Raw genomic sequence first — 25,308 nt, 5'->3', positions numbered from 1 at the left:
AATTATGTTGTTAAAAGATATCCAAGCTATTTTTCATGACGAATTAGACGTTGAATACGGAACTAATGAAGTGGATAGTTTTTTTAATATCCTAATAAAGCACTATTTAGATTTAGATAGGATCACACTAGTTATGGAACCCCATTTAGCCCTAACAAAAACAGAAGAAGGACCGCTGTTTAATGCTTTATCCAGATTAAAAAAGCATGAACCGATCCAATATATTATAGCCGAAACGGAATTTTACGGATTGCCATTTAAGGTCAATGAAGATACCCTTATTCCGCGACTAGAAACAGAAGAATTGGTAGAATTGATTATTAACAACGTTACTTCGAGCGCAGTCGAGAAGTCTCTTGATATTTTGGATATTGGAACAGGAACAGGATGTATAGCGATTTCCCTAGCAAAAAACTTAAAAAATACAGAAGTTTTTGCGCTTGATGTTTCAGAAGATGCTTTAAAAGTTGCAAAACACAATGCAAAAATGAATGATGTAAAAGTAAATTTTATTCATGAAGATATTTTGATGAGTTGTAATGCTGAGCACGATTCAGCAGCTCAAAAGTTTGATGTCATTGTTTCCAATCCGCCGTATGTTCGAGAACAGGAAAAACAGGAAATAAAGAATAATGTATTGAAATATGAGCCACATTTGGCATTGTTTGTGCCAGATAATGATCCGTTAAAATATTATAAGGCCATTACAACATTCGCAGTTAATAATTTGAAAGAAGGTGGCTATTTATTTTTTGAAATTAATCAATATCTTGGTGAAGAAATGAAACAGCTTCTAGCAGATTTTAATTTTAAAAATATTGTATTAATTAAAGATATTTTCGGAAACAATAGAATTATAAAAGCGTTTAAACCATAATATGACAATTGAAGAACAGATAAAAAGTTTACAAGACGAATTACGCCAGCATAACTACAACTATTATGTTTTGGATAATCCTACGATTAGCGATTATGAGTTTGATATGAAACTCAAACATTTACAAGAGTTGGAGGCAGAACATCCCGAATTTGCTGATGTCAATTCGCCAACCCAACGCGTAGGAGGAGCTGTTACCAAAAACTTTGAAACGGTAAGGCATGGGCATCGTATGTATTCATTGGATAATTCGTATTCAAAAGAAGATTTATTGGATTGGGAAACGCGTATAAAAAAGTTGGTTGACGGTCCAGTTCAATACACTTGCGAACTTAAGTATGATGGTGCATCCATAAGTTTAACTTATGAAAATGGTAATTTTTTGCGAGCTGTAACTAGAGGGGATGGTGTTCAAGGCGATGATGTTACGGCAAACGTAAAAACTATTAAATCTGTTCCGTTGCAATTAAAAGGAGACTATCCACCGAAGTTCGATATTAGGGGAGAAATCGTTTTGCCTTTTGAAGGTTTCAACAAGATGAATGAAGAGCGCGTAGAAATAGGTGAGGAACCTTATAGAAATCCTCGCAACACAGCTTCAGGAAGTTTAAAATTACAAGATAGTGCAGAAGTTGCCAAGCGACCTTTGGAGTGTTTGCTGTATAATATTACTGGCAGTGGTTTAAATATAAAAACACAATTTGAAAGTTTAGAAAAGGCTAGAGCCTGGGGATTTAAAGTGCCTGATGCCGCTAAATTGGCCAATTCCATTGATGAGGTCTTGGAGTTTATTGCTTATTGGGATGTTCATAGGCATGATTTGCCTTATGAAACCGATGGTGTGGTTATTAAGGTAAATAGTTTGCAGCAACAAGATGAATTGGGTTATACTGCTAAAGCACCTCGTTGGGCTATGGCCTATAAATTTAAGGCCGAACAGGTTTCAACTAAATTATTGGAAATCACCTATCAAGTGGGGCGTACTGGTGCCATAACACCTGTGGCTAATTTAGAACCAGTTGAATTGGCGGGAACAACTGTAAAACGTGCTTCTTTGCATAATGCTGATCAGATTGAAAAATTGGATATTAGAGTAGGAGATACCGTTTTTGTTGAAAAAGGCGGTGAGATTATTCCTAAAATCATTGCTGTAGATTTTACACAGCGACCTTTACAATCCCAGCCGACACAATATATAACGCATTGCCCAGAGTGTCAGACACCTTTAGTGAGGCAAGAAGGGGAAGCCCAACATTATTGCCCAAACTATAATGGTTGTAAGCCCCAAATTATTGGTAGAATTCAACATTTTATTAGTCGGAAGGCGATGGATATTGATGGTTTAGGAGGTGAAACCGTAACACTTTTGGTAAATGCGGGACTCATTTCTAATTACTCTGATTTATATGAATTAAAGAAGGAAGATGTGTTGCCATTGGAGCGTATGGCTGATAAAAGTGCTGAAAACCTGATAAATGGAATAGAATTATCTAAATCTGTTCCTTTTGAACGTGTTTTGTTTGCTCTTGGTATTCGATATGTCGGTGAAACCGTTGCTAAAAAATTGGCAAAACATTACAAAACAATTGATGCGTTAACGAAAGCTACATCTGAAGAATTGATTAATGTTGATGAAATAGGAGGGCGAATCGCTACAAGTGTAATATCTTTTTTTGCTTCAGATGACAATCAAGAGATTATAAATAGACTCACTTCTTTTGGATTGCAAATGTCGCTTTCTGAAGAGCAATTGGCCAATCAAACCGATAAGCTAGAAGGACATACCTTTGTTGTTTCAGGTGTTTTTCATACAGTTTCCCGAAATGAGCTTAAAAAGTTAATAGAAGACAATGGCGGAAAAGTTTCATCTTCAATATCTTCAAGAACCAATTACGTTGTAGCTGGTGATAATATGGGTCCAAGTAAAAAAGAAAAGGCCGAAAAGCTTGAGATTCCTATAATTTCAGAACAAGACTTCCTAAAAATGATTATTTAGAATTATTATAAATAAATCTTTTTATCGTTAAAGTGTATAATTTTATCGATTAATTGTAATTTTTGTATATATTTGTTTCAGTTATCAAGGGATTGATCTATGGGAAAATCAAATATATTAATTGGTTGTATAGTGCTGCTGTTTGTGGCATTTGCAGTTTTTGAATTCAACCAATTGTATACCTGTTCAGAGCTGTCAAAGGCCTTGATTGTTCCTGTTTTTACGCTTCTCTACTTTGTAAGTGTTCCTAGAAAATCACTGTTTTTCACATGGTTTTTAATATTGTTTTCAATTTCTGAATTATTGGCATTCAGTGAGTTGTGGTTTGATTTTGAAACCATGACTGATGCTGAACTTTTAAAGTTTGATGATATGTACTATTTAGTAGGAAATTCACTATATATCATTGCTTATGCTTTGTTGGTTTACGATGTTAGTAGAACACTTGATTTTGGGAAGATTTTCAAAAATTTCGCTATTCACTTACTTGTGCTCACCATTTTAAACATATATATAGTATATGTATTGTTAACTATAGTTAATCCATATGTTTCGGGCTCGTTTTTATTTGTTATAGAACTCGTTTATAACATAATTATGTTGCTCTTGTTAACGTTGTCTTTAATCGGTTACTTTTATAATGATAACAAAAAGTCGCTATTGTTGTTTTTTGGATCAATTTGTATCGTTTTTTCTGAAGTTATCCAAGTAGCTTACTTTTACATTTCTGATAAAGATTTATTGAACATATCACAAACATTGCTATTTGTGTTGGCTTTTTGTTTTTTCTATTTCCAATCTAAAATTCAGAATAAGAAAGTTCAATTTTTTGGATAAATTTAACTTGTTTTTTTTCTGCCCAATATAGGTATATCAGCCTTGTAGTAGAAAAGTGTAATTAATGCTAGAGTTAATGTAATTAGTGCGGTAATAAATAATATGCCGTTGTCATTGTTTACTTCAATTCCTATTTTAGTTAAATGCATAGAAATAGCTCCTAACATTAATCCTATTGTAAGACTGGAGCCCAACCAAACGGTTTTAGGTATTATTAATAAAATACCAGCAATAAGTTCTACTATGCCAATAATAATTCTTCCATGAGGTTCTAAACCAGCTTTTGTGAATATGTACACGCTATCTGGATGCGCACTAAATTTAAATCGTAACGTTTGAATTAATATAATAGCAATTGCAATTCGAATAAATAAAAGAATTCTTTTTTTTAAGGTTGTCATACTTTTTATGTTAAATTATGGTCTTGGTCTTCTTTTTTTAGTTTTACCGACGAACAGCTTAAAAATTTAACACAATAATCGATGAAGTGCGTAAAAATGACGCTGTACGTCATAATTTTTCTTATATTTGTGATAACCTACTTATACTTACTGACTTGAAAAACTGGCTCCAAATAGGCTATAACAAAATATTTGTATGTGTTTTGTTAATCTTAATTGTTTTTAATGTAATCGCGACTTTAAGCGAAAATGAAGCATTATTGCAATTATCTAAACCCTTATTTATTCCTGCATTTGTAATGTATTATTTTGTGAAGAATAAATACATTAGTCCTATTTTTATTTTATGCCTTGTTTTTTCGTTTTTAGGAGATTTTTCTTCGGTATTTTTCTCTGAAGAACAATTATTACAAATATCAAGCTTGTTTTACTGTGTTAGCTACCTCTGTTTGGTATATGCGGCATTATCAAAAATAAAGAGCTTGAATTTTGATTTTGTGGTTGGAGGCTATTTAATTGTTGTATTTGCCATAAACGCATATTTAATGTACGAGTTGTTTGCTGTTTTGAGATTGCAAATACCTAACGGAGTTGAGGTTGCTTTGTTTGGTGTAAAAAGTATGGCATTAATAGTTTTATGTTTTGTGGCCTTTGTTGGGTATTTAAGTTCAGACACAAAGCCTTCTATCTTGTTTCTGGCTATGGCATTGTGCTTTGCTTTTTCTGATGTACTTTATTACATAAGTAATTACTATATCTACAATTGGAGTTTTGTAATGCTAGATCGTGTATTACACATTTTTGGTTTATTCTTTTTATTCAACTATATCATTGAACAAAATAGAAAACGTAAAAAGAGTTTGGTGGAATTGCGCATTTCAAATTCAGATAATGCACTAGCTTAAACTATAATAGAAGTGCCATTTGCACTTTTGTTATTATCCTTGTCAAAATAAAAGTCAATTTTTCCTAGATTAATTCCGTAACAGCCAACTTGGTTTACAAGCATATTATTGCCGACTTTGTTTTTAACAACAGTTGGTTTCGGTAAAAAAGTATGGGTATGGCCGCCAATAATTAAGTCTATATTTGTCGAATTTTCAGCCAGTTTTAAATCGCCAATTTTTTCAGAATTGCTATAGTTGTAGCCAAGGTGTGATAGGCAAATAATTAAATCGCATCCTTCGTCTTCTTTTAAAATCCTGGACATGTCTTGAGAGATTTCAACAGGATTTAAGTATTCGGTTTCTTTGTATAGGTTCTTTAAAACCAATCCTTCTAATTGAATTCCAATACCAAAAACTCCAATTTTAATGCCGTCTTTTATAAAAACCTTGTAGGGTTTAACACTACCATCAAGAATAGTATTTGAAAAGTCATAATTTGCTGATAGGAACTGAAATTCGGCATGTGGTAATTGCGCAAATAAACCATCAATTCCGTTATCAAAATCGTGGTTTCCAATGGTTGCGGCATCATATTTAAGCTTGCTCATCAACTTAAATTCTAATTCGCCACCGTAATAATTAAAGTAAGGTGTGCCCTGAAAAATATCACCAGCATCTAACAATAATGTGTTTGGGTTGTCTTGTCTGATATCATCTATTAAACTAGCGCGTCTAGCTATGCCACCTTGGTTAGGGTTTTTGCCATCATCTGGACCAAAAGGGTCTATGTGGCTATGCACATCGTTAGTATGTAGGATTGTTATTTTTTTTTGTTGAGCAGCAGTTGCAATGGATGAAAGGCCTAAACCCCCTAAAGTAATAAATGCAGAAGTAGCTGCTGTTTGTTGAATAAAGTCGCGACGTTTCATGATTAAGGCGTAATTTGAATGAATCGATTATCGATTACAGGTTTGATGGTGTCGGTTTTAGTAAAGTAATCTAACAGGGCGTTTCGAATTTTATAGTTTAAAACCTCAAGGCCTTCATTGGGCTGAAAGAAAGTCATGTGGTCGCCACCATTATATAGATAATCATTTGTGGCTACATAATAAATCTTATTGACGTCAATGGGTTCACCTTTAATAGTTGCATCAATAACATTGAATGCTTCGTCTACTGTAAGTTTTAATCCTGAAATAGGATGCGCACGTTTAGCTTGGGTTAAGTAATTTATAAGCTCGTTTATTCGTTCTCCCTTTAAGCCTACTACAACAATGCTATTTTCAAAAGGCATAATTTCATATGCAGTTCTTATGGTTATGTCGCCTTTTGATATTATGGATCGAATACCACCATGATTTACCAGTACCATATCAATATCATTGCCTGTTCGCGATTTAAAAACAGGGTTAGACTGCTCATAAATAACATCGGCAAATAAATTCCCTATGGCAGTGTTAAGCTTGCCGTCTTTTTTAGAATAAGTATCAACGGAGTAGGATAGTACGCTATCCAATTCGGCATTAACATGCTCCCGATAAGGTTTAATAAATTCATCTATCTCTTTTTTAGTATCTAGCTTTTCATTTATATTTATTTGCTTTCCTTCTATCTTTTTTAAATGCCATGAATCATCTTTGCATCCCCAAAAAATCAAGGTAAAAAGAAGAATTAACACGTATTGAAATCTCATATAATGACTGTTAATTTTAGTGCTCTTATCAAGGTACTTTTATTACCTTTGTCTAAAGTATAAATATAGTATGATTTTAAAGGGATTTAAAGAAAAATCTATTAAAAATAAATTTAATACAATTTTAAAAGCGCAAAGCGTTACTAATAAAAATCATACGGTTAAGAATGTAGGTGTAATTTTTAATATTGAAGAGGTCGATGATTTTGAAATGTTTAAATCACTTGCAGATAGTTTGGGGCTTTTGCCTAATGCCGTTCAAGTTATCGCTTATGCAAATAATGAGAAAGATGCTGCTTTTTCTTGGAATACATGTTTTCATAGTAAGGATTTTGGTTGGCATGGAAAAATAACCAATGTTGAGTTAGAGACATTTTTAAATACCGAATTCGATTTACTGATTAGTTATTATTGTGAAGATATATTAAGGTTAAAATTACTAACCGCCTATTCTAAAGCTAAATTTAAGGTTAGCATTTTTCAGCTGGATAAGCGTTTAAACGATTTAATTATTGAAACAAAAGTTAATGAGTTTGATGATTTTAAAAGTGAATTGGTGAAATATTTAAAAGTTTTTAATAAAATACAATAATGAATAATTTATTTACAGGAGTTGGAATTGCAATAGTTACACCTTTTAAAAAAGATTTAAGTGTAGATTACGATGCGCTAATTAACATTGTTAATTATAATATTGAAAATGGTACGGATTATATTGTTATTTCTGGCACTACTGGCGAAAGTGTAACGGTTACTTCAGATGAGAAGGTTAAAATTATAAATACCATAAATGAGGCCAATAATAACCGCGTGCCTTTAGTTTTGGGGATTGGAGGTAATAATACAGCCCAAGTAATTACTGAAATTAACCAAACAAATTTTAACGGCATTTCTGCTATTCTATCTGTTTCGCCCTATTACAGCAAGCCTACACAGGAAGGGATATTAGCTCATTATAAAGCTATATCTGAAATTTCTCCAGTGCCTATTATTATGTATAATGTTCCTGGCAGAACAGGTTCAAATATGTTGCCAAGTACTACGTTAAAACTTGCAAGAGAGTGCGAAAACATTATTGCGGTTAAAGAAGCCGCAGGAAATATGGCGCAATATCTATGGTTGTTAAAAGATAAACCAAGTGATTTTTTGGTTATTTCTGGTGATGATGATTTAGCGCTACCAGTAACTTTAGCTGGTGGTTCAGGAGTTATATCAGTAATCGCGCAAGCATATCCCAAAAACTTCTCTAGAATGATCCATTTGGGCCTTGAACGAAAAGTTGATGAAGCCTATAAATTGCATTTTGACTTCATGAAAATAATAAGCTTGATTTTTTCTGAAAATAATCCAGCAGGTATTAAAGCACTACTAAATGAGTTAGGATTATGCGATAAAACGGTAAGGCTACCACTTGTAGAAGCATCAACAAATTTACAAGAAGGATTAACCCAATTTGTAAAGGCTTACAACTAAAAGTTAAATTATACTTAAACCTATTAGAAACCTGAATTCATCAGTTATTTTAGCGGAATAAAATATTTTTAAATTCCATAATAATAACTTAATTTTGCATTCTGTTTTAAAACTATGAGGAAATTTTTATACATAATTCTAACTTGCACATTTTTAAGTTCTTGTAGCGAATATCAAAAAGCGTTAAAGACGACTGATATTGGTACAAAGTTTAAAGAGGGCGAAAAACAATATGACGCAGGAAAGTTTGAAAAAGCAAATAAACTTTTTGCCGCTATTGTTCCTTCGTATAGGGGTAAACCACAAGCAGAAAAGTTAATGTATTTATATTCCAAAACGTTTTATGAAATGGAAGAATGGTATTTGGCCTCGTATCAGTTTGAACGATTTGTTGGCGCATATCCTAATAGTGAGAAGCTAGAGGAAGCCTCTTTTTTGGGTGCAAAAAGTGCATATAATTTAGCTCCAGTTTATACAAAGGAGCAACATGAAACGCGCGATGCTTTAGATAAGTTGCAAGCTTTTATAAATACTTATCCTGAATCTGAATATATACCAGAGGCTAACGAGCTGGTTAAAGAGTTAGATTTTAAGTTAGAGAAAAAAGCTTTCGAAATTGCAAAGCAATACAATGCTATTGCAGGATATACAGGAGATTATAATGCACCAATTAAGGCAATGGAAGATTTTATCTTTAATTTTCCTGCATCGCAATATAGAGAAGAAGCATTTTTTATAAAATTCGATTCAGCTTACAACTTGGCTATAAATAGCGTTTTATATAAGCGTCAAGAACGCCTGGAAGAAGCTATAACACATTATCTGGCTTTCAAAAAATCGTATTCAGGTTCTGAATATATGGAAAGAGCTAACCAAATGTATGAGGAAATACAGAGTGAATTACAAAATTATACGACTAAAAGTTAATACAACTATATAATGGATTTAAAGAAAATCAACGCTCCAGTAAACACAACAACTTATAATAGAAATAAGGTGGACGAGCCTACAGAAAATATTTATGAGGCTATTTCAATTATTTCAAGAAGAGCAGAGCAAATTAATTCAGAAATTAAAAAAGAACTTATTGAAAAGTTGGAAGAATTTGCGACTTACAATGATAGTTTAGAAGAAATTTTTGAAAACAAAGAGCAAATAGAAGTTTCTAAATTCTATGAAAAATTACCTAAACCGCACGCGTTAGCTGTACAAGAATGGTTAGACGGTAAAATTTACCATAGAAATACGGAGGAAGATACTCAAGAATAATATATTTAGATGTCAATATTAAGCGGCAAGAATATACTTTTAGGCATTAGTGCTGGTATTGCAGCTTATAAAACGGCATCATTGGTTAGACTTTTTATAAAGGCAGGTGCTGACATTAAAGTAGTGTTAACACCTGCCTCTAAAGATTTTATAACACCCTTAACGTTATCTACCCTTTCCAAAAATCCAGTCCACTCAACATTTGTTAATGAAGAGGATGATAATGCCGTTTGGAACAATCATGTGGAATTAGGGCTTTGGGCAGATTATTTTATTATTGCGCCTGCAACAGCCAATACACTTTCGAAAATGGCCAATGGTGTATGCGATAATTTACTTTTAGCCACATATCTTTCAGCAAAATGTCCTGTTTATTTTGCTCCTGCTATGGATTTAGATATGTATAAACACCCCTCAACGTTACGATCATTAGATGTACTTAAACGCTATGGAAATATCGTTATTCCAGCAACAAGTGGTGAGTTAGCCAGCGGATTGGTTGGTGAAGGACGTATGGCTGAACCTGAAGATATTGTAACCTTTATGGAAAACGATATTTTAAACAAATTACCATTACGTGATAAAAAAGTGCTCATTACTGCAGGCCCAACTTATGAGGCTATTGACCCAGTTCGTTTTATAGGTAACCACTCAAGTGGTAAAATGGGCTTCGAGATTGCTAAAGCTGCAGCCAATAAAGGCGCAGAGGTTTATTTGGTTCACGGACCTACCCACCAAAGCATTAATCATAGCTTAATAGAAACAATTGCTGTAACAAGTGCTGAAGAGATGTATCAAGCTTGTCATAAATATTATAATAATGTAGACATTGCTATTCTTTCAGCTGCTGTAGCAGATTATAGACCAAAAGAGGTAGCCAATCAAAAAATAAAAAAAGAAAATGCAACGTTATCTATTGAGTTAGAAAAAACAAATGATATATTAGCTTCATTAGGTGAGATTAAGGACAATCAGTATTTAGTAGGTTTTGCATTAGAGACCAACAATGAACTTGAGAATGCAAAAGCTAAACTTAAAAAGAAGAATTTAGATTTAATTGTATTAAATTCGTTAAACGATAAAGGAGCTGGATTCAAAACTGAAACCAACAAAGTTACCTTTATTGACAAAACAAACAAGGTTACTGAATGTGATTTGAAGCCTAAAAGTGAAGTCGCTATCGACCTTTTAAACGAAATAATTAAACAACTTGATGTATAGATTATTAATTGCTTTTTTAGTTGGTTTTACTTTAACAGTAAACGCTCAAGAATTAAGGTGTAATGTAGTTGTTAACACCGAATTGTCAGGAAATCAAAACCTACCTGTTTTTAATACATTGCAAAAACAATTACGAGAGTTTGTTAATAATACCAAATGGACCAATAGGGTTTATGGTCCTCAAGAAACCGTAGAATGTAATTTTTATATTAATGTAACTGAATATTCTGGAGACGCTTTTAAAGCGTCGTTACAAGTACAATCATCAAGACCTGTTTTCGGTTCTACATACTACACACCGATATATAATTTTAATGACAAGGATTTTACGTTTAGATATGTTGAATTTCAGAACTTAATTTACAACGAGAATCAATATGAGTCTAATCTAATCTCTGTTATAGCGTTTCATGTATACATGGTTTTAGGGTTGGATGCTGATACATTTGAACTTAATGGTGGTGACGAATTCTTGAAACAAGCACAAACCATTTTAAATTATTCACAGCAAGGAGGTGCAAAAGGGTGGAAGATAGAAGATGGAAATCAATCCCGTTTTGTTTTGATTGATAATTTAATGTCTCCTACGTTTAAAGAATACCGGTCGGTTTTATATGATTATCATCGTAACGGATTGGATTTAATGCACGAAAACATTACTCAATCTAAAGAGAATATAGCAAGCGCTATTGAAGAGTTTGCTGTAATGAATAGACGAAGACCCAATTCGTTTTTATTGCGAACATTTTTTGACGCTAAAAGTGATGAAATTGAGCAGATTTTTTCAGATGGACCTAATGTAGAAATCACCGATTTGGTTTCAACTTTAAACCGTGTAGCACCTACTTATTCTAGTAAGTGGAGAAATATTAAGTTTTAGTAATTTGGTTTTTTACTAAATTGAATTCGTATTTTTAACCAAACTTAAACCAATTGTCTTGCTAGCTTCACTTTCAATAAAAAATTATGCTTTAATTGAGAACCTTCAAGTTGATTTTACGCAAGGATTAACCATTATTACTGGTGAAACTGGTGCAGGAAAATCTATACTTTTAGGAGGGTTATCACTCATTTTAGGAAAACGGGCAGATTTAAGTGCCTTAAAAAACACAGAAAATAAGTGTGTCATTGAAGCTGTTTTTAATGTGTCTGATTACGATTTAGAAGCTCTATTTAATAAACTGGATTTTGATTACGACAAACAAACCATTATTAGAAGGGAAATTCTACCATCAGGAAAATCCAGGGCTTTTGTAAATGATTCCCCTGTGAATTTAAGTGATTTACAGAAGTTGGGTGAGCAATTAATAGATATTCACTCGCAACACCAAACGCTTCAATTAACAGATAATTTATATCAATTTCAAGTAATAGATGCTTTGGCAAATAACAAAAAATACCTTATTGCCTATAAGGAAGCACTATTAAATTTAAAAAAGGCACAACATGAGTATGATGAGCTTTTGAAGCATAAATCTGAATCTTTAAAAGAACATGACTATAACATGTTTTTACTACAAGAGCTTCAAGAGATAAGACTTGAAGAAAATGATTTACAAGCATTGGAGGAGGAGTACGAGACTTTAAGTAACGTTGAGGAAATTAAAGAGAGTTTGGCTCATGCAAACACCATTTTTAATGAAGATGAGATAGGCGTTTCTGCTGCTATGTTTAATTTAAAGGCGTTAACCCAAAAGCTATCAAAATTTGCAACCAAATATCAAAATATTCATACACGTATAGAAAGTGTTTCAATTGAATTGGATGATATTTTTACGGATTTAGAAAACTTACAAGATGCTTTAGAACTGGACCCAAAGCAGTTGGAAGTCGTATCGCACAAACTTCAAGTAATTAACAGCTTACTAAAAAAACATTTGGTTAATGAGGTATCTGAATTAATTGAGGTAAGAGATAATTTAGAACAAAAAGTCAGTTTTATCGAAAGCCTTGACGATTCTATTCAAGAAAAACTACAAGAGGTTAACAGTACCAAAATTGAATTAGACGAAATAGCTAATCTTATAAGTGTTAGCAGAACAAAAGTTCTTCCAAACTTGATAAGCCAATTAGAATCTATTTTAGGGCAATTGGGAATGCCAAATGCTAAATTTAAAATTACAGTTAATTCTAAAAATGAATACTTCGGTAATGGCAAAGATGATTTAGATTTTCTGTTCTCGGCCAACAAAGGTGGATCGTTCAATGAATTGAAAAAGGCAGCTTCTGGAGGAGAACTTTCCAGAATTATGTTGGCAATAAAGTCTATTTTAGCTAATTATATTCAATTGCCTGCAATAATGTTTGATGAAATTGATTCAGGGGTTTCTGGAGAGGTTTCAAATAAAATGGCCAATATTATGTTGCAAATGAGTGAGAAAATGCAAGTGTTTACTATAACACATTTACCACAAATAGCAGCGAAAGGCCATACTCATTTTAAGGTATTTAAGGAAGATGTGGATAATGTAACGCAATCTGGATTAAGAAAATTAAATCAAGATGATCGCATTGTTGAAATAGCTCAAATGCTTGGTGGAAAAGAAATTTCAACTTCTGCAGTTGCTCATGCTAAACAATTATTGAATTAATACTATCTTTGAAAAACAAAACAACTAACGATCATAACTATGTCATATAATTTATTAAAAGGTAAGAAAGGAATTATTTTTGGAGCTTTAGATGAGAATTCAATAGCATGGAAAACAGCAGAACGTGTACACGAAGAAGGTGGGACTTTTGTTTTAACCAATGCTCCAGTTGCTATGAGAATGGGACAAATTAATGCTTTAGCTGAAAAAACAGGCTCTCAAGTTATTCCTGCTGATGCTACTTCGCTTGAAGATTTAGAAAACCTGGTTGAAAAATCTATGGAGATTTTAGGAGGTAAAATCGATTTTGTTTTGCATTCTATTGGTATGTCAATAAATGTTAGAAAAGGAAATCATTATACGGAACAAAATTATGATTGGACCCAAAAAGGTACTGATGTATCGGCAACTTCTTTTCATAAAGTTATGCAAACGCTTTATCAAAAAGATGCCATGAATGAATGGGGTAGTATAGTGGCATTAACATACATGGCTGCCCAACGTGTTTTTCCAGATTATAATGATATGGCAGACAATAAGGCACTATTAGAAAGTATAGCAAGAAGTTTTGGCTATTTCTTTGGGCGTGATAAAAAAGTTCGTGTTAATACCATCTCTCAATCACCAACACCAACAACTGCAGGTAGTGGTGTAAAAGGGTTTGATGGGTTTATTTCTTATGCCGAAAAAATGTCGCCTTTAGGTAATGCAACGGCTCTTGATTGTGCAAACTATACCGTTTCGTTGTTTAGTGATTTAACAAGAAAAGTTACACTCCAGAATTTATTTCATGATGGTGGATTTAGTAATATGGGAGTTAGCGATGCGGTTATGGAGGCTTTTGTCAAAAAATAATATACAATATACAAGATTTATTAAAGCGAGAATTCATTACAGGATTCTCGCTTTTTTTTTTGCAAATATTTAAATTAAAATTTATCTATATTAGTGGAATAGATGTTAATTATGGAGTCTAAAGGTTTATTATGTTTTTTCTTGTTTATGTGCTTAACTTACAATCTTAAAGCACAAATTAATTTCGAAAATCAAGCAACTGCTCTTGGAGTTGTTATGTCTGCGGGAGATTTAGAATATGGTTCAGGAGTTTCTTTCATCGATTTTAATAATGATGGTTGGGATGACATCTCATTAGCCACTGAATCTGGAAGTCAATCAGAATTTTTTCTAAATAATCAAGACGGAACTTTTACGCGACAAAATTTTGCTCTTACTTCAAATAATGTGCAAGGCAGACAAATTGTTTGGGCAGATTATGATAATGACGGAGATAAAGATTTAATGGTAGTCAGTAATACTGATGGCAATCATCTTTATAACAATAATGGGGCTTTTATGTTTACAGAAGTAACAGCTCTAGCCGGATTACCAACAACTAATATTGAAACTTGGGGAGCCTCATTTGGGGACATTAATAATGATGGTTTTTTAGATTTATTTTTAAGCAACAGAGATGACAATTTTGTACAGCCTAATCGTTTGTTTTTGAACAATCAAGACGGTACCTTTTCTGATATTAGTATAGCTGCAGGAATACATACATCAAGTCACTTGTCGTTTTGTTCTGCATTCTTCGATTATGATAATGATGGTTGGCAAGATATTTATGTAATTAACGATAAGAACTTTAATGAAAATTTTCTTTACCATAATAATGGAGACAATACATTTACAAATGTAGCTGCCGCTGCAGGAGTTAATGTAGCCATCGATGCAATGACGGCAACAATAGGAGATTATAATAATGATGGCTGGTTTGATATTTACATAACTAATACACCTATTGGCGGTAATGTTTTCTATAAAAATAATGGTGATGGTACATTTACAGATGTTACTACCGTTACTGGTACAGCTTTAAACAGTTTCGCATGGGGAAGCGTTTTTTTAGATGCTGATAACGATATGGATCTCGATATGTATGTAAGTTGCTCAATGGATGGGAGTATTCCATCGTTAGCATCAGCACAATTTTATACAAATAATGCTGATGAAACATTCAGTACACCTTCTGCAGGTTTTTTAGGAGATACAGGAATTAGCCATTCAAACGCAATAGGAGATGTGGATAATGATGGTTATCCAGAAATATTGGTAAGTAATTCAAATAACGAGAATGTTTTTTTATGGAAAAATGTAGCCACACAAACTAATAATTGGTTAAAGGTAAACCTACAGGGAGTATTAAGTAATAAAGATGGTATTGGCTCTAAAATTGAAATATCTGTAAATGGGAATAAACAGTATCGTTATACTTTATGCGGTGAAGGTTATATTTCTCAAAATTCTAACACAGAATTTTTTGGTCTTGGCTCAAATACAGTGGTGGAATATATTAAAGTTACCTGGTTAAGCGGTCAAGTTGATTATTTAGAAAATGTATCAGCAAATAATACATTAACTATTGTTGAAGGTTCAAATCCTCTATCTACGGAATCCGTTCAAGAGAACATACAGCAAGTATTGGTTTTTCCAAACCCAACTTTAGAAGAAATTACTATTAAATCAAATACTGTTATAATCAGATTTTCACTATATGATTCTTTTGGTAAAGAAATATTCAAAGCTCAACCAAATTCAAAAACGTATAGTTTGAATTTGGAAGAATTTTCAAGTGGTATTTATTATATAAAAGTATATCACGATGAAAATGATATTGTTAGAAAAATCGTTAAAATGTAGCATGTATTTCATCGGTAAAATCAATCCTTTTGTCGATTTGATAGTTGTCATACTTTTATACCTAGATTATTTACATATTTTTAAGAATTATTAACATAATTTATAATCAAATCAATTAAATATGAAAAAAATTACTTTATTATTTTTAGCATTATTTACCTTTTCATTAGGGTTTTCTCAAACCTTTACAGACACTGGTGGTCCTTACGATATGCAGAACGGAAATGGTACCACTGCTGCAACATGTGGTACGGCTGATGAATTAACTTTACCTCTTGCAGTTACTGGAGTTGGTGTTTTAGGAACTACTAATGTTTTAGAGAGTGTTACTTTTAATGCTACACATACCTGGAATGCTGACATTCAAGTTGAATTACAAGATCCGTCGGGAGGCACTACAGTATTATTAATTCAAAACATAGGAGGAAGTGGAGATGGTTTTGTAGATTGTATTATGCAAGACGGAGCAGGAACTCCTCTCCCAACTGCAGCAACTACACCAGTTACTGGTACTTTTGATCCCTTAAACCCATTGTCTGCATTTACAGGGGTGGATGCTGACGGAACTTGGAACTTACTAGTATGTGACGATGCTGGTGGTGATGTTGGAACTGTTGATAGCTGGTCATTAACATTTGCACCTGCACCTACTTGTGTTCCAGCTGTTTTTTCTTTAAGTCAAGGTACGAACAACTGTCCAGCTGATGAATTTTTTATTGATGTAGATATTACTGGATTAGGAACAGCATCTACAGTTAATATTCTAAACGATGGCGGTGCTCCAGCAATAAATGGAATAGACGGTTCTGCTTCACCATATTCTGTTGGACCTTTCTCTGCAGGTACAGATGTTACTATTACAGTTGAAGATGCTGCAGATGGAACATGTAATGATACTGATAACTTAACAACTTTAGAATCATGTCCACCAGATTGTGCAACAGCACCAATAACACCTGCTGATGGCGCAACAGGATTAAGTGCTGTAGCACCAATTACTTTTTCATGGACAGCTCCTGCTTCAGGACCTACTCCAGATTCTTACGATTTTTATATTGGCTTCATGTCAGATGGTAGTGACCAAGCCTTTTTTGCCAATACAACAGATACATTTTATGATGTTGCGTTTGGTGAATATGGTTTAACAGTATATTGGTCAATTGTACCAAAAGTTGGTGCTGTAGATGCTCTTGGTCCATGTGCATTGTGGTCTGCTACTAGTGAAACACCATCTGGAGATGCGTGCTTAACGGCTCCAAGTGGTCAATTTCCAGGAGCTACTTACGATGTGGCTGCCTCTGCAACTTGTGACGGTACAACACAAAACAATATCACTACCAATGCTTGGGCAGGAGAGTATTCTTTGGTAACTGTTGTTGCTGGAGAGAATTATATATTTGGAGGTTCTGTTCCTACTGATTTTATTACTATCGCTAGTGAAGACGGTTTAACAGCTTATATTGGAGGTCTAGATAGTGTAACTTGGACATCAACAGTAACAGGTAATGTACGTTTCTACACACATACTGACGACCAATGTGGTAATGAAAATACAGCAAGAACGAGATATGTAGTTTGCGGTGTTACATTATCAACAGAAGATTTTAATGCTAACGATGATTTATTCTCTTACTATCCAAATCCAGTTACTAATACATTAACATTAAATGCACAAAAAGATATTCAAAATGTAGTTGTGTATAATATGTTAGGTCAGCAAGTTATGCGTACTGCTCCTAATACAGTTAATAGCGAAGTTGATATGACAACCTTGAACCCTGGTGCTTATTTCGTACAGGTTACAGTTGAAAATGTAACAGAAACAATTAGAATTATCAAAAACTAAATAAGAGTTTAAAATATGATTTTTTAAAGCCGCTCAATTGAGCGGCTTTTTTGTTGTTTAAACGACTAATTTACAGATGGTCTATTGAAAACAACGTTTAATCGATTAAATGTTTATTTCCAATTAACTCAAAATAAATATTGTTTAACTTTAAAGAACTACTAACATTTAATTTGATACAATATGAAAAAAACTACCTATTGTTTTTCTTTTTTATTGTTTTTGTTTGTTTCATGGCAAGGAATCAGTCAAACATTAAATCAGAATGCGGGATGGCCAAACGCTTCATGGTCAGTAACTGGAACTTATAACACAGACCCTACGGCTTTTGAAGCCGATCCGACAACCACATCTAACTTTGCTTTTGATGATGATGATGCTGGAAACCCAAGTGAAGATGATATTGCAGCAGAGTCTCCAATAATTGATTTATCTGCTGCGTTTGGTGCTGGAGAAACTTGGTTAACTGTTGATGTCGATTTTACTTACAACGATTTGGATGACACATTAACTTTGGAGTACTGGGATGCAGATGCAGGTATGTGGGTTGTTTGGGAGACATTTGTAGGAACTTCAGATCAACCTACAGATAATTTTTGTTCTGGAGCTAGAGATTCGTTTACAAGTATGCCTTTAGATATAATGGCATTTACAGGTAATCAACAAACTAATTTTCAATATAGAATTTACTTTGATGATGATGCTGGAGGAACAGGTGGAGCTTGGGAATGGGGATTTTGTTTTGAATCTCCAACTATAACTTCTGCTGTGCCACCTTCATGTTTTGTTCCAGGAAATCTTATGGCTGCAGCTACAGATGTTACAGCTGACTTGTCTTGGGATGATGATGCTGGAGCTACATTAGGATTTGAATGGGTTGTTTTGGATACCGATGGAGATCCAGATACAGATACAGCAATTGACTCTGGTTCAACAGGACCTGGAGTAACTACGGATACAGCAACGGGTTTAAATATTTCAACCACATACTATGCTTTTGTAAGAGCTAATTGTGATGCCAATGGATATAGTGATTGGAGTCCTTCAACAAGTTTTACCACCCTCGCGGCACCACCACCTTCTAATGATTTATGTGCTAATGCTACTATGTTAACATGTAATACACCATTAACTGGTCAAACTACGGTTGCAGCTTCCGGAGGTAGTGCAACTTCTTGTGTTGGCACAATTGGAGATGATGTTTGGTATCAATTAACAGGAACAGATATGGATGTAGTTCTAACTGTTACGGCATCAGTTGAAGAAGCACAGGTGGAAGTATATGAAAGCACAGATGGAACTTGTGCAGGTATAACACCTGGTACTTGTTTTGCTGCTGGAGGTTCTGGAGAAAACCCAGTTGAAGTTAGCTTTACAGCTTTGGCAGGAAATGAATATTTTATCCGTGTTGGCAATTGGATTAATGGTGATCCTGGTGTCGAGTTTGATATTGAAGCAGCTTGCACCCCAATACAACCTGCTCCCGATTGTGCTATGGAACCAATTACTCCAGCTAATGGCGAAACAGGAGTTGAAGCATTTGACCCAATAACATTATCTTGGACAGCACCGGCTTCAGGTCCAACACCTACAGCATATGATATTTATGTAGGGACAATGTCTGATGGTAGCGATCAAGCATTTTTTGCGAATACAACAGATACATTTTTTGATGCGCCAGTTGGAGCATATGACACAACTATTTACTGGACAGTTGTACCTTTAAATGCAACTACACCTGCTACAGGTTGTCCACTATGGAGTTTTACGTCTGAATCTGCGCCACCACCACCAGGTAACGATGATTGTGCAGGTGCAGAGCCTTTAACACCAGGCACTGTATTTGCTGATAACGCAGTAAATGGTAATAACGAGAGCGCAACGGCCTCTGAAGTTGGTGACCCATCTATTCCAGCACCTGGATGTTCTTCTTACCTAGGAGGAGATGTTTGGTACTCGGTAGTGGTTCCTGCTGATGGAAATTTAACTATTGAAACCAATGGAAACCCTGTTGGAGATGGTGGTGATACTGGAATGGCGGTTTATTCAGGCACTTGTGGTTCACTTGCTTTAGTGGCTTGTGATGATGACGCAAGTGATGATGGCTTTTATTCCTTGATATCAATTTCAGATATCAATTTAGCTGGTCAAACGCTTTATGTAAGAATTTTTGAGTACGGAAATAACGATATTGTATCTTTCCAAATTTCTGCATATAGTGCTACTTTAAGTGTTGACGATTTTGAGAATAATTCAATATTCGCCTATTATCCCAACCCAGTTACTAACACACTAACATTAAATGCACAAAAAGATATTCAAAATATAGTGGTGTACAATATGTTAGGTCAAAAAGTTATGCAAACTGCTCCTAATACACTAAATAGCGAATTAGATATGTCACCCTTAAAAACGGGATCGTATTTTGTTCAGGTTACAATTGATGATACTGTAGAAACGATAAGGATAATTAAAAATTAACACACTTAAACTAACAATTAAAAAGCCACTTAAACAAGTGGCTTTTTTTATGGGTTTAATTACATTTGTCATATGCAGTTAAGTTTCTCCTTTATTATACCTGTTTATAATCGTCCAGACGAAATAGATGAGTTATTATTAAGCTTTAAAAACTTAAGCGCTAATATTCCCTTTGAAATAGTTATTGTTGAAGATGGTTCTAATTTAAGTTCAGAAACAATTGTAAATTCATATAAAAATGATTTAGATATTCAGTATCTGTATAAGGATAATTCAGGGCCTGGTGATTCTCGTAATTATGGTATGAAAGCAGCTAAAGGCAACTATTATATTATTTTAGATTCCGATTGTATCCTGCCTACTAATTATTTAAATACGGTTTACGAATACTTGTCTAAAAATTATGTTGATTGTTTTGGTGGTCCAGATGCTGCCCATAGTAGCTTTTCTGATATACAAAAGGCTATTAACTTTTCTATGACTTCAGTATTGACCACAGGCGGTATTCGTGGTAATAAAGCTAGCGTGAATAAGTTTCAACCCAGAAGTTTTAATATGGGTATTTCTAAAGAAGCTTTTTTAAAAACAGGAGGATTTGGAAGAATTCATCCAGGAGAAGACCCTGATCTGTCAATACGGCTTTGGAAAAATGGTTTTCAAACTGCATTAATAGATGAAGCTTTTGTATATCATAAACGTCGCATTTCGTGGTCTAAATTTTATAAGCAAGTTTTAAAATTTGGTTTAGTACGGCCAATTTTAAATACATGGCATCCAGAAACTAGAAAGTTTACCTATTGGTTTCCTACCATATTTATTTTTGGGCTTTTAATATCTATAATTTTGATTTTCTTGCATATAAACTGGCCCATCTATCTGTATGGTTTTTATTTTTTTGTGCTTTTTATATCAGCCTTGTTTTCTTCAAAAAGTTTAGCTGTATCAGTTTTAGCTTTGCTGGCCGTTTGTATTCAGTTTTGGGGCTATGGATTGGGGTTTATAAAGTCTATCTTTGTAATTAAGGTGCTAAATAAAAATCCAGAGGAACAATTTCCTGATTTATTTTTCAAAGCAAAATGACCAATAAACTCAAAGACAAATTAATTAAATCTGTAAAAAGTAAACGGATTAATATTTTTTTAATGTTTTTACTGTTGTCATTTGTAATTTTAATTCTAACAAAACTGTCAAAAACCTATACTAACACTATAGCGTTTGACATTGTTGAGGTGAATGTACCGGAAACCGATGTGATTATTAACGATTCAACACCAATTTTAAATATCAGTTTAAAAACAAAAGGGTTTAACTTTTTAAAGTTTTACTTTAATAAGCCTAAAATAGCTTTAGATTTTTCTGAAAACATAAGTAAAACCAATGGGATGTATGTTTGGAATAACCAAACAGCTTTTTCAAATATCATAGCTCAATTCGATAAGGATGTTGAAATTGTTAATCTAAACCCTGATACGTTATGGTTTAAATATGATGAAAATGATATTAAAAAAGTTCCAGTGGTATTAAATTCAGATATTAAATTTAAATTGGGTTATGATATATTGAAAGGTTTTGAGTTGTCGCCTGATTCTGTAAAAGTTGTAGGTCCTAAATCTGTTTTGTCTGAAATTCATCATATAGAAACCGATACCTTACAATTAAACCAAGTGTCTTCAGAGATTAAATCAAAAGTATCATTGAAGCTTTCAGAAGAAAACAATCAACTAAAATTCACTCCAAAAGAAGTTTTAGTTTCTGCATCTGTTGAAAAATTTACTGAAGGTAAATTAAAAGTTCCTATCGAAGTAGTAAACATCCCAGATAGTATTAAAATTAAATACTTTCCTAAAACAGTTATGGTTTCATATTATACAAGTTTAACGAATTTTAAATCTGTAAAAAGTGAAAACTTTAAGGTTGAATGTAATTTTAATGACGTTGATGATACCCAATCGTATTTTGTACCTAGAATTATAAAAAAACCTGAAGGTGTTAGAAATTTGAAAATAAACCTAAAACAAATAGAATTTATAATTACAGAATGAAAATTGTAGGTATTACAGGAGGTATAGGTAGCGGAAAAACTACGGTTGCAAATATGTTTAAAGAGTTTGGTGTGCCTGTTTATAATTCAGATATTGAAGCCAAGGCGCTAATGAACCGATCAAAAGTAATTAAACGAAAACTTATTGGTTTGTTTGGTGAAAAGGCTTACCAAAACAATATTCTTAATAGACCTTACATTGCCCAAATAATTTTTAATAATAAAGAGCTTTTGGAAAGAATGAATAGTATAGTACACCCAAAAGTTGGTCAACACTTTAAACGCTGGTTAAAAAAGCATAATGAAAAACCTTATGTGTTAAAAGAATCTGCCATTTTATTTGAAACAGGCGGATATAAAAACTGTGACTATGTTATATTGGTAACAGCACCTATTACTGAACGTATTAAAAGGGTTATAAAACGTGATAATTCAACTCAAGAAAAAGTTCAAGCTATTATTAATAATCAATCAAAAGATGATGATAACAAGGCTAAAGCACATTTTGTTATCAATAATTTGAAGCTAGAAGACACACATAAACAAGTACTAAAAATTCATAAAACATTACTTAAATCATACTAAGAACTTCAAATTTTAACATTTTTGTTAATGTAAGGTTAAATGCTAAGAACGCTAAATGTTAAAATGTTAATTTTGATTGATGGGCAAAAAGTTATTCATCATACTGGTGTTATTAATGAGTTTATCGCTTATCGGTATTATTTTCGTACAAGCTTATTACATTAATAACTCCATTAAAAATGAAGAAGAGCAATTTAATTTTAATGTAAAAAAAGCATTAAGTTATACGGCAAGGCAGATTGAAGAAGATGAAATTGAACGGTATTTTGATAAGTATCAAAATTTGGTTGACCAAGAAAAGCAAGCTGATACTGTAGCGATTTCAGATATTTTTTTATATCAACAAAATGAAGATACCAACGAGACTATCATCTCTAGAAGTGGTATCCTAGAAGAAAATTATAAATTGCCTTCATCGTTCTTTGACATAGGTTTAGATAGTATAAACATCAAACGGATTTTAAATAAATCTGAAACCAAAATTTATAGCAATAGAGGAGCTTTAGATAATGAACTGCAAAGCAACCCTATTTTAAGTATATCTAAAATTGCGCGATTAACAGAGGCTGAAAAAATCAGTTTTGCAGAATTATTTAAATTAGCAGGTAGTCGAGTTCCAATACACAAACGTATAAAGAATGAAGAAATCACTTCATTGTTATCCAGTAAACTTAAAGAAGATAATATAGAATTGGGTTACGAATTTGCTATATATAGCAATGATTTGGCAACTAAAGTACAAAGTGAAGGTTTTGAACTGGAAAAAACAGAAACTTATAGTATACCAATTTTCGATTCGGATTCAGGTAGAAATAATTACAGATTGTTGGTAAATTTTCCAAAGCGGAATAAATTTATTCAATCATCTATAGTTCGTATGACGTTGTTGTCAATCATTTTCACCTCAATTATTATTATAGCATACTCTAGTGCACTTATGCAGCTTTTTAAACAACGTAAGATTTCTGAAATCAAAACCGATTTCATTAATAATATGACCCATGAGTTTAAAACACCAATAGCGACCATAAATTTAGCTTTAGATGCGATTAAAAATCCAAAAGTTATTGAAGATAAAGAACGTGTAATGCGATATCTTCAAATGATAAAAGATGAAAACAAGCGTATGCATGCGCAAGTTGAAAATGTGTTGCGAATATCTAAACTTGAAAAAAATGAACTTAACATTAGTAAAGACCGTGTAAAATTACACGACTTAATTGAAGATGCTATAACGCATGTAGAATTGATAGTTGAAGACAGGAAAGGATTTATTAAGACACATTTAGAAGCCGATAAATCTTCTGTTTTAGCCAATGAAACGCACTTTACAAATGTTATAGTAAACATCCTGGACAATGCTATAAAGTATTCTCCAGATGCACCTAAAATTGATGTTTATACCGAAAATGTTGGAACAAACATCATTTTAAAAATAAAAGATCAGGGTAGTGGTATGAGTAAAGCTGCCCAAAAACGTGTGTTTGAAAAATTTTATAGAGAGCACACGGGAAATATACATAATGTAAAAGGACATGGTCTTGGATTAGCCTACGTTAAACGAATAGTAGATGATCATCAAGGGCACATTTCCGTTGAAAGTGAAAAAGAAAAAGGAAGTACGTTTATTATTAAGCTTCCATTAATATCGTAAAGTTATGACTGAACAGCAAAAGAAAATCTTATTAGTTGAAGATGACCCGAATTTTGGAACCATTTTAAAAGATTATTTAATAATGAATGAGTATGAGGTTACCCATGCTAAAAATGGTATGGAAGGCTTCGAGAAATTCAAGAAAGATGATTTTGATTTATGTATTCTTGATGTTATGATGCCGTATAAAGATGGGTTTACCTTAGCCAAAGAAATACGTGAAAAGAACACAGATGTACCTATTGTATTTCTAACAGCTAAAGCTATGAAAGAAGATGTTCTTAAAGGCTATAAGGTAGGAGCTGACGATTACTTAAACAAACCTTTTGATAGCGAGGTTTTGCTTATGAAAATTAAGGCCATTATGCAGCGTAAGGCAACAGAAACGGTTGCAGATAGTAAGCAATTTCAATTCAAGATAGGTAAATTCGATTTAAACTCTAAATTACGTTTCTTAACTTACGATGGAGGAGAGCAAATTAAGTTGTCGCCTAAAGAAAATGAATTATTACGCCTATTGGCTTTACATGAAAATGATTTAATGCCAAGAGAATTGGCTTTAACCAAAATTTGGAGAGACGATAATTATTTTACATCTCGTAGTATGGATGTGTATATAGCAAAACTTCGTAAGTATCTTAAGCTTGATCCAAAAGTAGAGATTTTAAATATCCATGGAGAAGGATTCAGATTGGTAATCAATTCAGAGTCTTAATTCTATTACATACAGATTGCTTAAAAGCCCGACATACTAAA

At 33.1% G+C, this 25,308-nt stretch carries 23 protein-coding genes; 20 read left to right on the top strand and 3 right to left on the bottom strand.

The genetic code is table 11. The annotated features are described in order from the left end of the window. The first annotated feature begins 4 nt into the window (after positions 1 to 4). From prmC to MTX13_RS01755, 3 genes are all read left to right on the top strand, one after another. Positions 5 to 877, top strand: a complete 873-nt coding sequence (prmC, locus tag MTX13_RS01765) for a peptide chain release factor N(5)-glutamine methyltransferase (RefSeq protein ID WP_250432654.1) — start codon at positions 5 to 7, stop codon at positions 875 to 877. Position 878: 1 nt separating this feature from the next. Next, entirely contained in the window at positions 879 to 2,873 is a 1,995-nt protein-coding gene (ligA, locus tag MTX13_RS01760) for an NAD-dependent DNA ligase LigA (protein ID WP_250432653.1), read from the top strand. A gap of 99 nt (positions 2,874 to 2,972) precedes the next feature. Beyond that, complete coding sequence (locus tag MTX13_RS01755) at positions 2,973 to 3,710, top strand: hypothetical protein (RefSeq protein WP_250432652.1); 738 nt, start codon at positions 2,973 to 2,975, stop codon at positions 3,708 to 3,710. A 2-nt stretch (positions 3,711 to 3,712) separates the two neighbouring features. Here the strand turns inward: MTX13_RS01755 and MTX13_RS01750 are convergent, their stop codons facing one another. Then, positions 3,713 to 4,111 (bottom strand): DoxX family membrane protein, encoded by a 399-nt coding sequence (locus MTX13_RS01750; protein WP_250432651.1) that lies wholly within the window; start codon positions 4,109 to 4,111, stop codon positions 3,713 to 3,715. A 155-nt stretch (positions 4,112 to 4,266) separates the two neighbouring features. Here MTX13_RS01750 and MTX13_RS01745 point away from each other — a divergent pair, with 155 nt between their 5' ends. Beyond that, on the top strand, positions 4,267 to 5,016 hold the full coding sequence (locus MTX13_RS01745) for a hypothetical protein (RefSeq protein ID WP_250432650.1): 750 nt from the start codon (positions 4,267 to 4,269) through the stop codon (positions 5,014 to 5,016). Here MTX13_RS01745 and MTX13_RS01740 read toward each other — a convergent pair. Then, positions 5,013 to 5,927 (bottom strand): bifunctional metallophosphatase/5'-nucleotidase, encoded by a 915-nt coding sequence (locus MTX13_RS01740; protein WP_250432649.1) that lies wholly within the window; start codon positions 5,925 to 5,927, stop codon positions 5,013 to 5,015. The genes MTX13_RS01745 and MTX13_RS01740 overlap by 4 nt on opposite strands. A gap of 2 nt (positions 5,928 to 5,929) precedes the next feature. Further along, complete coding sequence (locus tag MTX13_RS01735; RefSeq protein ID WP_250432648.1) at positions 5,930 to 6,691, bottom strand: 5'-nucleotidase C-terminal domain-containing protein; 762 nt, start codon at positions 6,689 to 6,691, stop codon at positions 5,930 to 5,932. 70 nt (positions 6,692 to 6,761) lie between these two features. On the opposite strand from MTX13_RS01735, the gene MTX13_RS01730 reads away from it, so the two are divergent. The 16 genes from MTX13_RS01730 to MTX13_RS01655 all read left to right on the top strand — a co-directional run bounded on the left by MTX13_RS01730 (position 6,762) and on the right by MTX13_RS01655 (position 25,267). Further along, positions 6,762 to 7,283 (top strand): DUF6913 domain-containing protein, encoded by a 522-nt coding sequence (locus MTX13_RS01730; protein ID WP_250432647.1) that lies wholly within the window; start codon positions 6,762 to 6,764, stop codon positions 7,281 to 7,283. Next, entirely contained in the window at positions 7,283 to 8,164 is an 882-nt protein-coding gene (gene dapA / locus MTX13_RS01725; RefSeq protein ID WP_250432646.1) for a 4-hydroxy-tetrahydrodipicolinate synthase, read from the top strand. The genes MTX13_RS01730 and dapA overlap by 1 nt, the downstream gene beginning before the upstream one ends. A 114-nt stretch (positions 8,165 to 8,278) precedes the next feature. Continuing rightward, positions 8,279 to 9,091 (top strand): outer membrane protein assembly factor BamD, encoded by an 813-nt coding sequence (locus tag MTX13_RS01720; protein WP_250432645.1) that lies wholly within the window; start codon positions 8,279 to 8,281, stop codon positions 9,089 to 9,091. Positions 9,092 to 9,103: 12 nt separating this feature from the next. Further along, positions 9,104 to 9,433, top strand: a complete 330-nt coding sequence (locus MTX13_RS01715) for a DNA-directed RNA polymerase subunit omega (RefSeq protein WP_104736160.1) — start codon at positions 9,104 to 9,106, stop codon at positions 9,431 to 9,433. Between the two features lie 9 nt (positions 9,434 to 9,442). After that, positions 9,443 to 10,654, top strand: a complete 1,212-nt coding sequence (coaBC, locus tag MTX13_RS01710; protein ID WP_250432644.1) for a bifunctional phosphopantothenoylcysteine decarboxylase/phosphopantothenate--cysteine ligase CoaBC — start codon at positions 9,443 to 9,445, stop codon at positions 10,652 to 10,654. Beyond that, complete coding sequence (gene porD, locus MTX13_RS01705; protein ID WP_250432643.1) at positions 10,647 to 11,534, top strand: type IX secretion system protein PorD; 888 nt, start codon at positions 10,647 to 10,649, stop codon at positions 11,532 to 11,534. The genes coaBC and porD overlap by 8 nt, the downstream gene beginning before the upstream one ends. Before the next feature lie 58 nt (positions 11,535 to 11,592). Continuing rightward, positions 11,593 to 13,245, top strand: a complete 1,653-nt coding sequence (recN, locus tag MTX13_RS01700) for a DNA repair protein RecN (protein ID WP_250432642.1) — start codon at positions 11,593 to 11,595, stop codon at positions 13,243 to 13,245. A gap of 39 nt (positions 13,246 to 13,284) precedes the next feature. Then, positions 13,285 to 14,100, top strand: coding sequence for an enoyl-ACP reductase FabI (locus tag MTX13_RS01695; RefSeq protein WP_250432641.1), 816 nt, complete (start codon positions 13,285 to 13,287; stop codon positions 14,098 to 14,100). Positions 14,101 to 14,211: 111 nt separating this feature from the next. Beyond that, entirely contained in the window at positions 14,212 to 15,945 is a 1,734-nt protein-coding gene (locus MTX13_RS01690) for an FG-GAP-like repeat-containing protein (RefSeq protein ID WP_250432640.1), read from the top strand. 121 nt (positions 15,946 to 16,066) lie between these two features. Beyond that, entirely contained in the window at positions 16,067 to 17,791 is a 1,725-nt protein-coding gene (locus MTX13_RS01685) for a T9SS type A sorting domain-containing protein (protein WP_250432639.1), read from the top strand. A gap of 183 nt (positions 17,792 to 17,974) precedes the next feature. Beyond that, positions 17,975 to 20,272: a T9SS type A sorting domain-containing protein gene (locus tag MTX13_RS01680; protein ID WP_250432638.1), complete on the top strand. Its 2,298-nt coding sequence runs from the start codon at positions 17,975 to 17,977 to the stop codon at positions 20,270 to 20,272. Positions 20,273 to 20,344: 72 nt separating this feature from the next. Then, entirely contained in the window at positions 20,345 to 21,352 is a 1,008-nt protein-coding gene (locus MTX13_RS01675) for a glycosyltransferase (RefSeq protein ID WP_250432637.1), read from the top strand. Further along, the gene (locus tag MTX13_RS01670) at positions 21,349 to 22,314 is read left to right on the top strand and encodes a CdaR family protein (RefSeq protein ID WP_250432636.1); all 966 of its coding nucleotides are present in this window, start codon (positions 21,349 to 21,351) and stop codon (positions 22,312 to 22,314) included. The genes MTX13_RS01675 and MTX13_RS01670 overlap by 4 nt, the downstream gene beginning before the upstream one ends. Further along, positions 22,311 to 22,898 (top strand): dephospho-CoA kinase, encoded by a 588-nt coding sequence (coaE, locus tag MTX13_RS01665; protein WP_250432635.1) that lies wholly within the window; start codon positions 22,311 to 22,313, stop codon positions 22,896 to 22,898. The genes MTX13_RS01670 and coaE overlap by 4 nt, the downstream gene beginning before the upstream one ends. A 115-nt stretch (positions 22,899 to 23,013) precedes the next feature. Continuing rightward, entirely contained in the window at positions 23,014 to 24,552 is a 1,539-nt protein-coding gene (locus MTX13_RS01660; RefSeq protein WP_250432634.1) for a sensor histidine kinase, read from the top strand. A 4-nt stretch (positions 24,553 to 24,556) separates the two neighbouring features. Beyond that, on the top strand, positions 24,557 to 25,267 hold the full coding sequence (locus tag MTX13_RS01655; protein ID WP_250432633.1) for a response regulator transcription factor: 711 nt from the start codon (positions 24,557 to 24,559) through the stop codon (positions 25,265 to 25,267). Positions 25,268 to 25,308: the final 41 nt, after the last annotated feature.

Source organism: Hanstruepera flava, from assembly GCF_023634025.1.
GTDB lineage: Bacteria > Bacteroidota > Bacteroidia > Flavobacteriales > Flavobacteriaceae > Hanstruepera > Hanstruepera flava.
Note: the sequence above shows the minus strand (reverse complement) of the source record. Positions and strands in the feature narration are given on the sequence as shown.

What these genes read in the sequence shown, in the direction of transcription:
- prmC (WP_250432654.1), top strand. Translation starts at nt 5, where the DNA reads ATGTTGTTAAAAGATATCCAAGCTATTTTTCATGACGAATTAGACGTT.
- ligA (WP_250432653.1), top strand. Translation starts at nt 879, where the DNA reads ATGACAATTGAAGAACAGATAAAAAGTTTACAAGACGAATTACGCCAG.
- MTX13_RS01755 (WP_250432652.1), top strand. Translation starts at nt 2,973, where the DNA reads ATGGGAAAATCAAATATATTAATTGGTTGTATAGTGCTGCTGTTTGTG.
- MTX13_RS01750 (WP_250432651.1), bottom strand. Translation starts at nt 4,111, where the DNA reads ATGACAACCTTAAAAAAAAGAATTCTTTTATTTATTCGAATTGCAATT.
- MTX13_RS01740 (WP_250432649.1), bottom strand. Translation starts at nt 5,927, where the DNA reads ATGAAACGTCGCGACTTTATTCAACAAACAGCAGCTACTTCTGCATTT.
- MTX13_RS01735 (WP_250432648.1), bottom strand. Translation starts at nt 6,691, where the DNA reads ATGAGATTTCAATACGTGTTAATTCTTCTTTTTACCTTGATTTTTTGG.
- MTX13_RS01730 (WP_250432647.1), top strand. Translation starts at nt 6,762, where the DNA reads ATGATTTTAAAGGGATTTAAAGAAAAATCTATTAAAAATAAATTTAAT.
- dapA (WP_250432646.1), top strand. Translation starts at nt 7,283, where the DNA reads ATGAATAATTTATTTACAGGAGTTGGAATTGCAATAGTTACACCTTTT.
- MTX13_RS01720 (WP_250432645.1), top strand. Translation starts at nt 8,279, where the DNA reads ATGAGGAAATTTTTATACATAATTCTAACTTGCACATTTTTAAGTTCT.
- MTX13_RS01715 (WP_104736160.1), top strand. Translation starts at nt 9,104, where the DNA reads ATGGATTTAAAGAAAATCAACGCTCCAGTAAACACAACAACTTATAAT.
- coaBC (WP_250432644.1), top strand. Translation starts at nt 9,443, where the DNA reads ATGTCAATATTAAGCGGCAAGAATATACTTTTAGGCATTAGTGCTGGT.
- porD (WP_250432643.1), top strand. Translation starts at nt 10,647, where the DNA reads ATGTATAGATTATTAATTGCTTTTTTAGTTGGTTTTACTTTAACAGTA.
- MTX13_RS01695 (WP_250432641.1), top strand. Translation starts at nt 13,285, where the DNA reads ATGTCATATAATTTATTAAAAGGTAAGAAAGGAATTATTTTTGGAGCT.
- MTX13_RS01690 (WP_250432640.1), top strand. Translation starts at nt 14,212, where the DNA reads ATGGAGTCTAAAGGTTTATTATGTTTTTTCTTGTTTATGTGCTTAACT.
- MTX13_RS01685 (WP_250432639.1), top strand. Translation starts at nt 16,067, where the DNA reads ATGAAAAAAATTACTTTATTATTTTTAGCATTATTTACCTTTTCATTA.
- MTX13_RS01680 (WP_250432638.1), top strand. Translation starts at nt 17,975, where the DNA reads ATGAAAAAAACTACCTATTGTTTTTCTTTTTTATTGTTTTTGTTTGTT.
- MTX13_RS01675 (WP_250432637.1), top strand. Translation starts at nt 20,345, where the DNA reads ATGCAGTTAAGTTTCTCCTTTATTATACCTGTTTATAATCGTCCAGAC.
- MTX13_RS01670 (WP_250432636.1), top strand. Translation starts at nt 21,349, where the DNA reads ATGACCAATAAACTCAAAGACAAATTAATTAAATCTGTAAAAAGTAAA.
- coaE (WP_250432635.1), top strand. Translation starts at nt 22,311, where the DNA reads ATGAAAATTGTAGGTATTACAGGAGGTATAGGTAGCGGAAAAACTACG.
- MTX13_RS01660 (WP_250432634.1), top strand. Translation starts at nt 23,014, where the DNA reads ATGAGTTTATCGCTTATCGGTATTATTTTCGTACAAGCTTATTACATT.
- MTX13_RS01655 (WP_250432633.1), top strand. Translation starts at nt 24,557, where the DNA reads ATGACTGAACAGCAAAAGAAAATCTTATTAGTTGAAGATGACCCGAAT.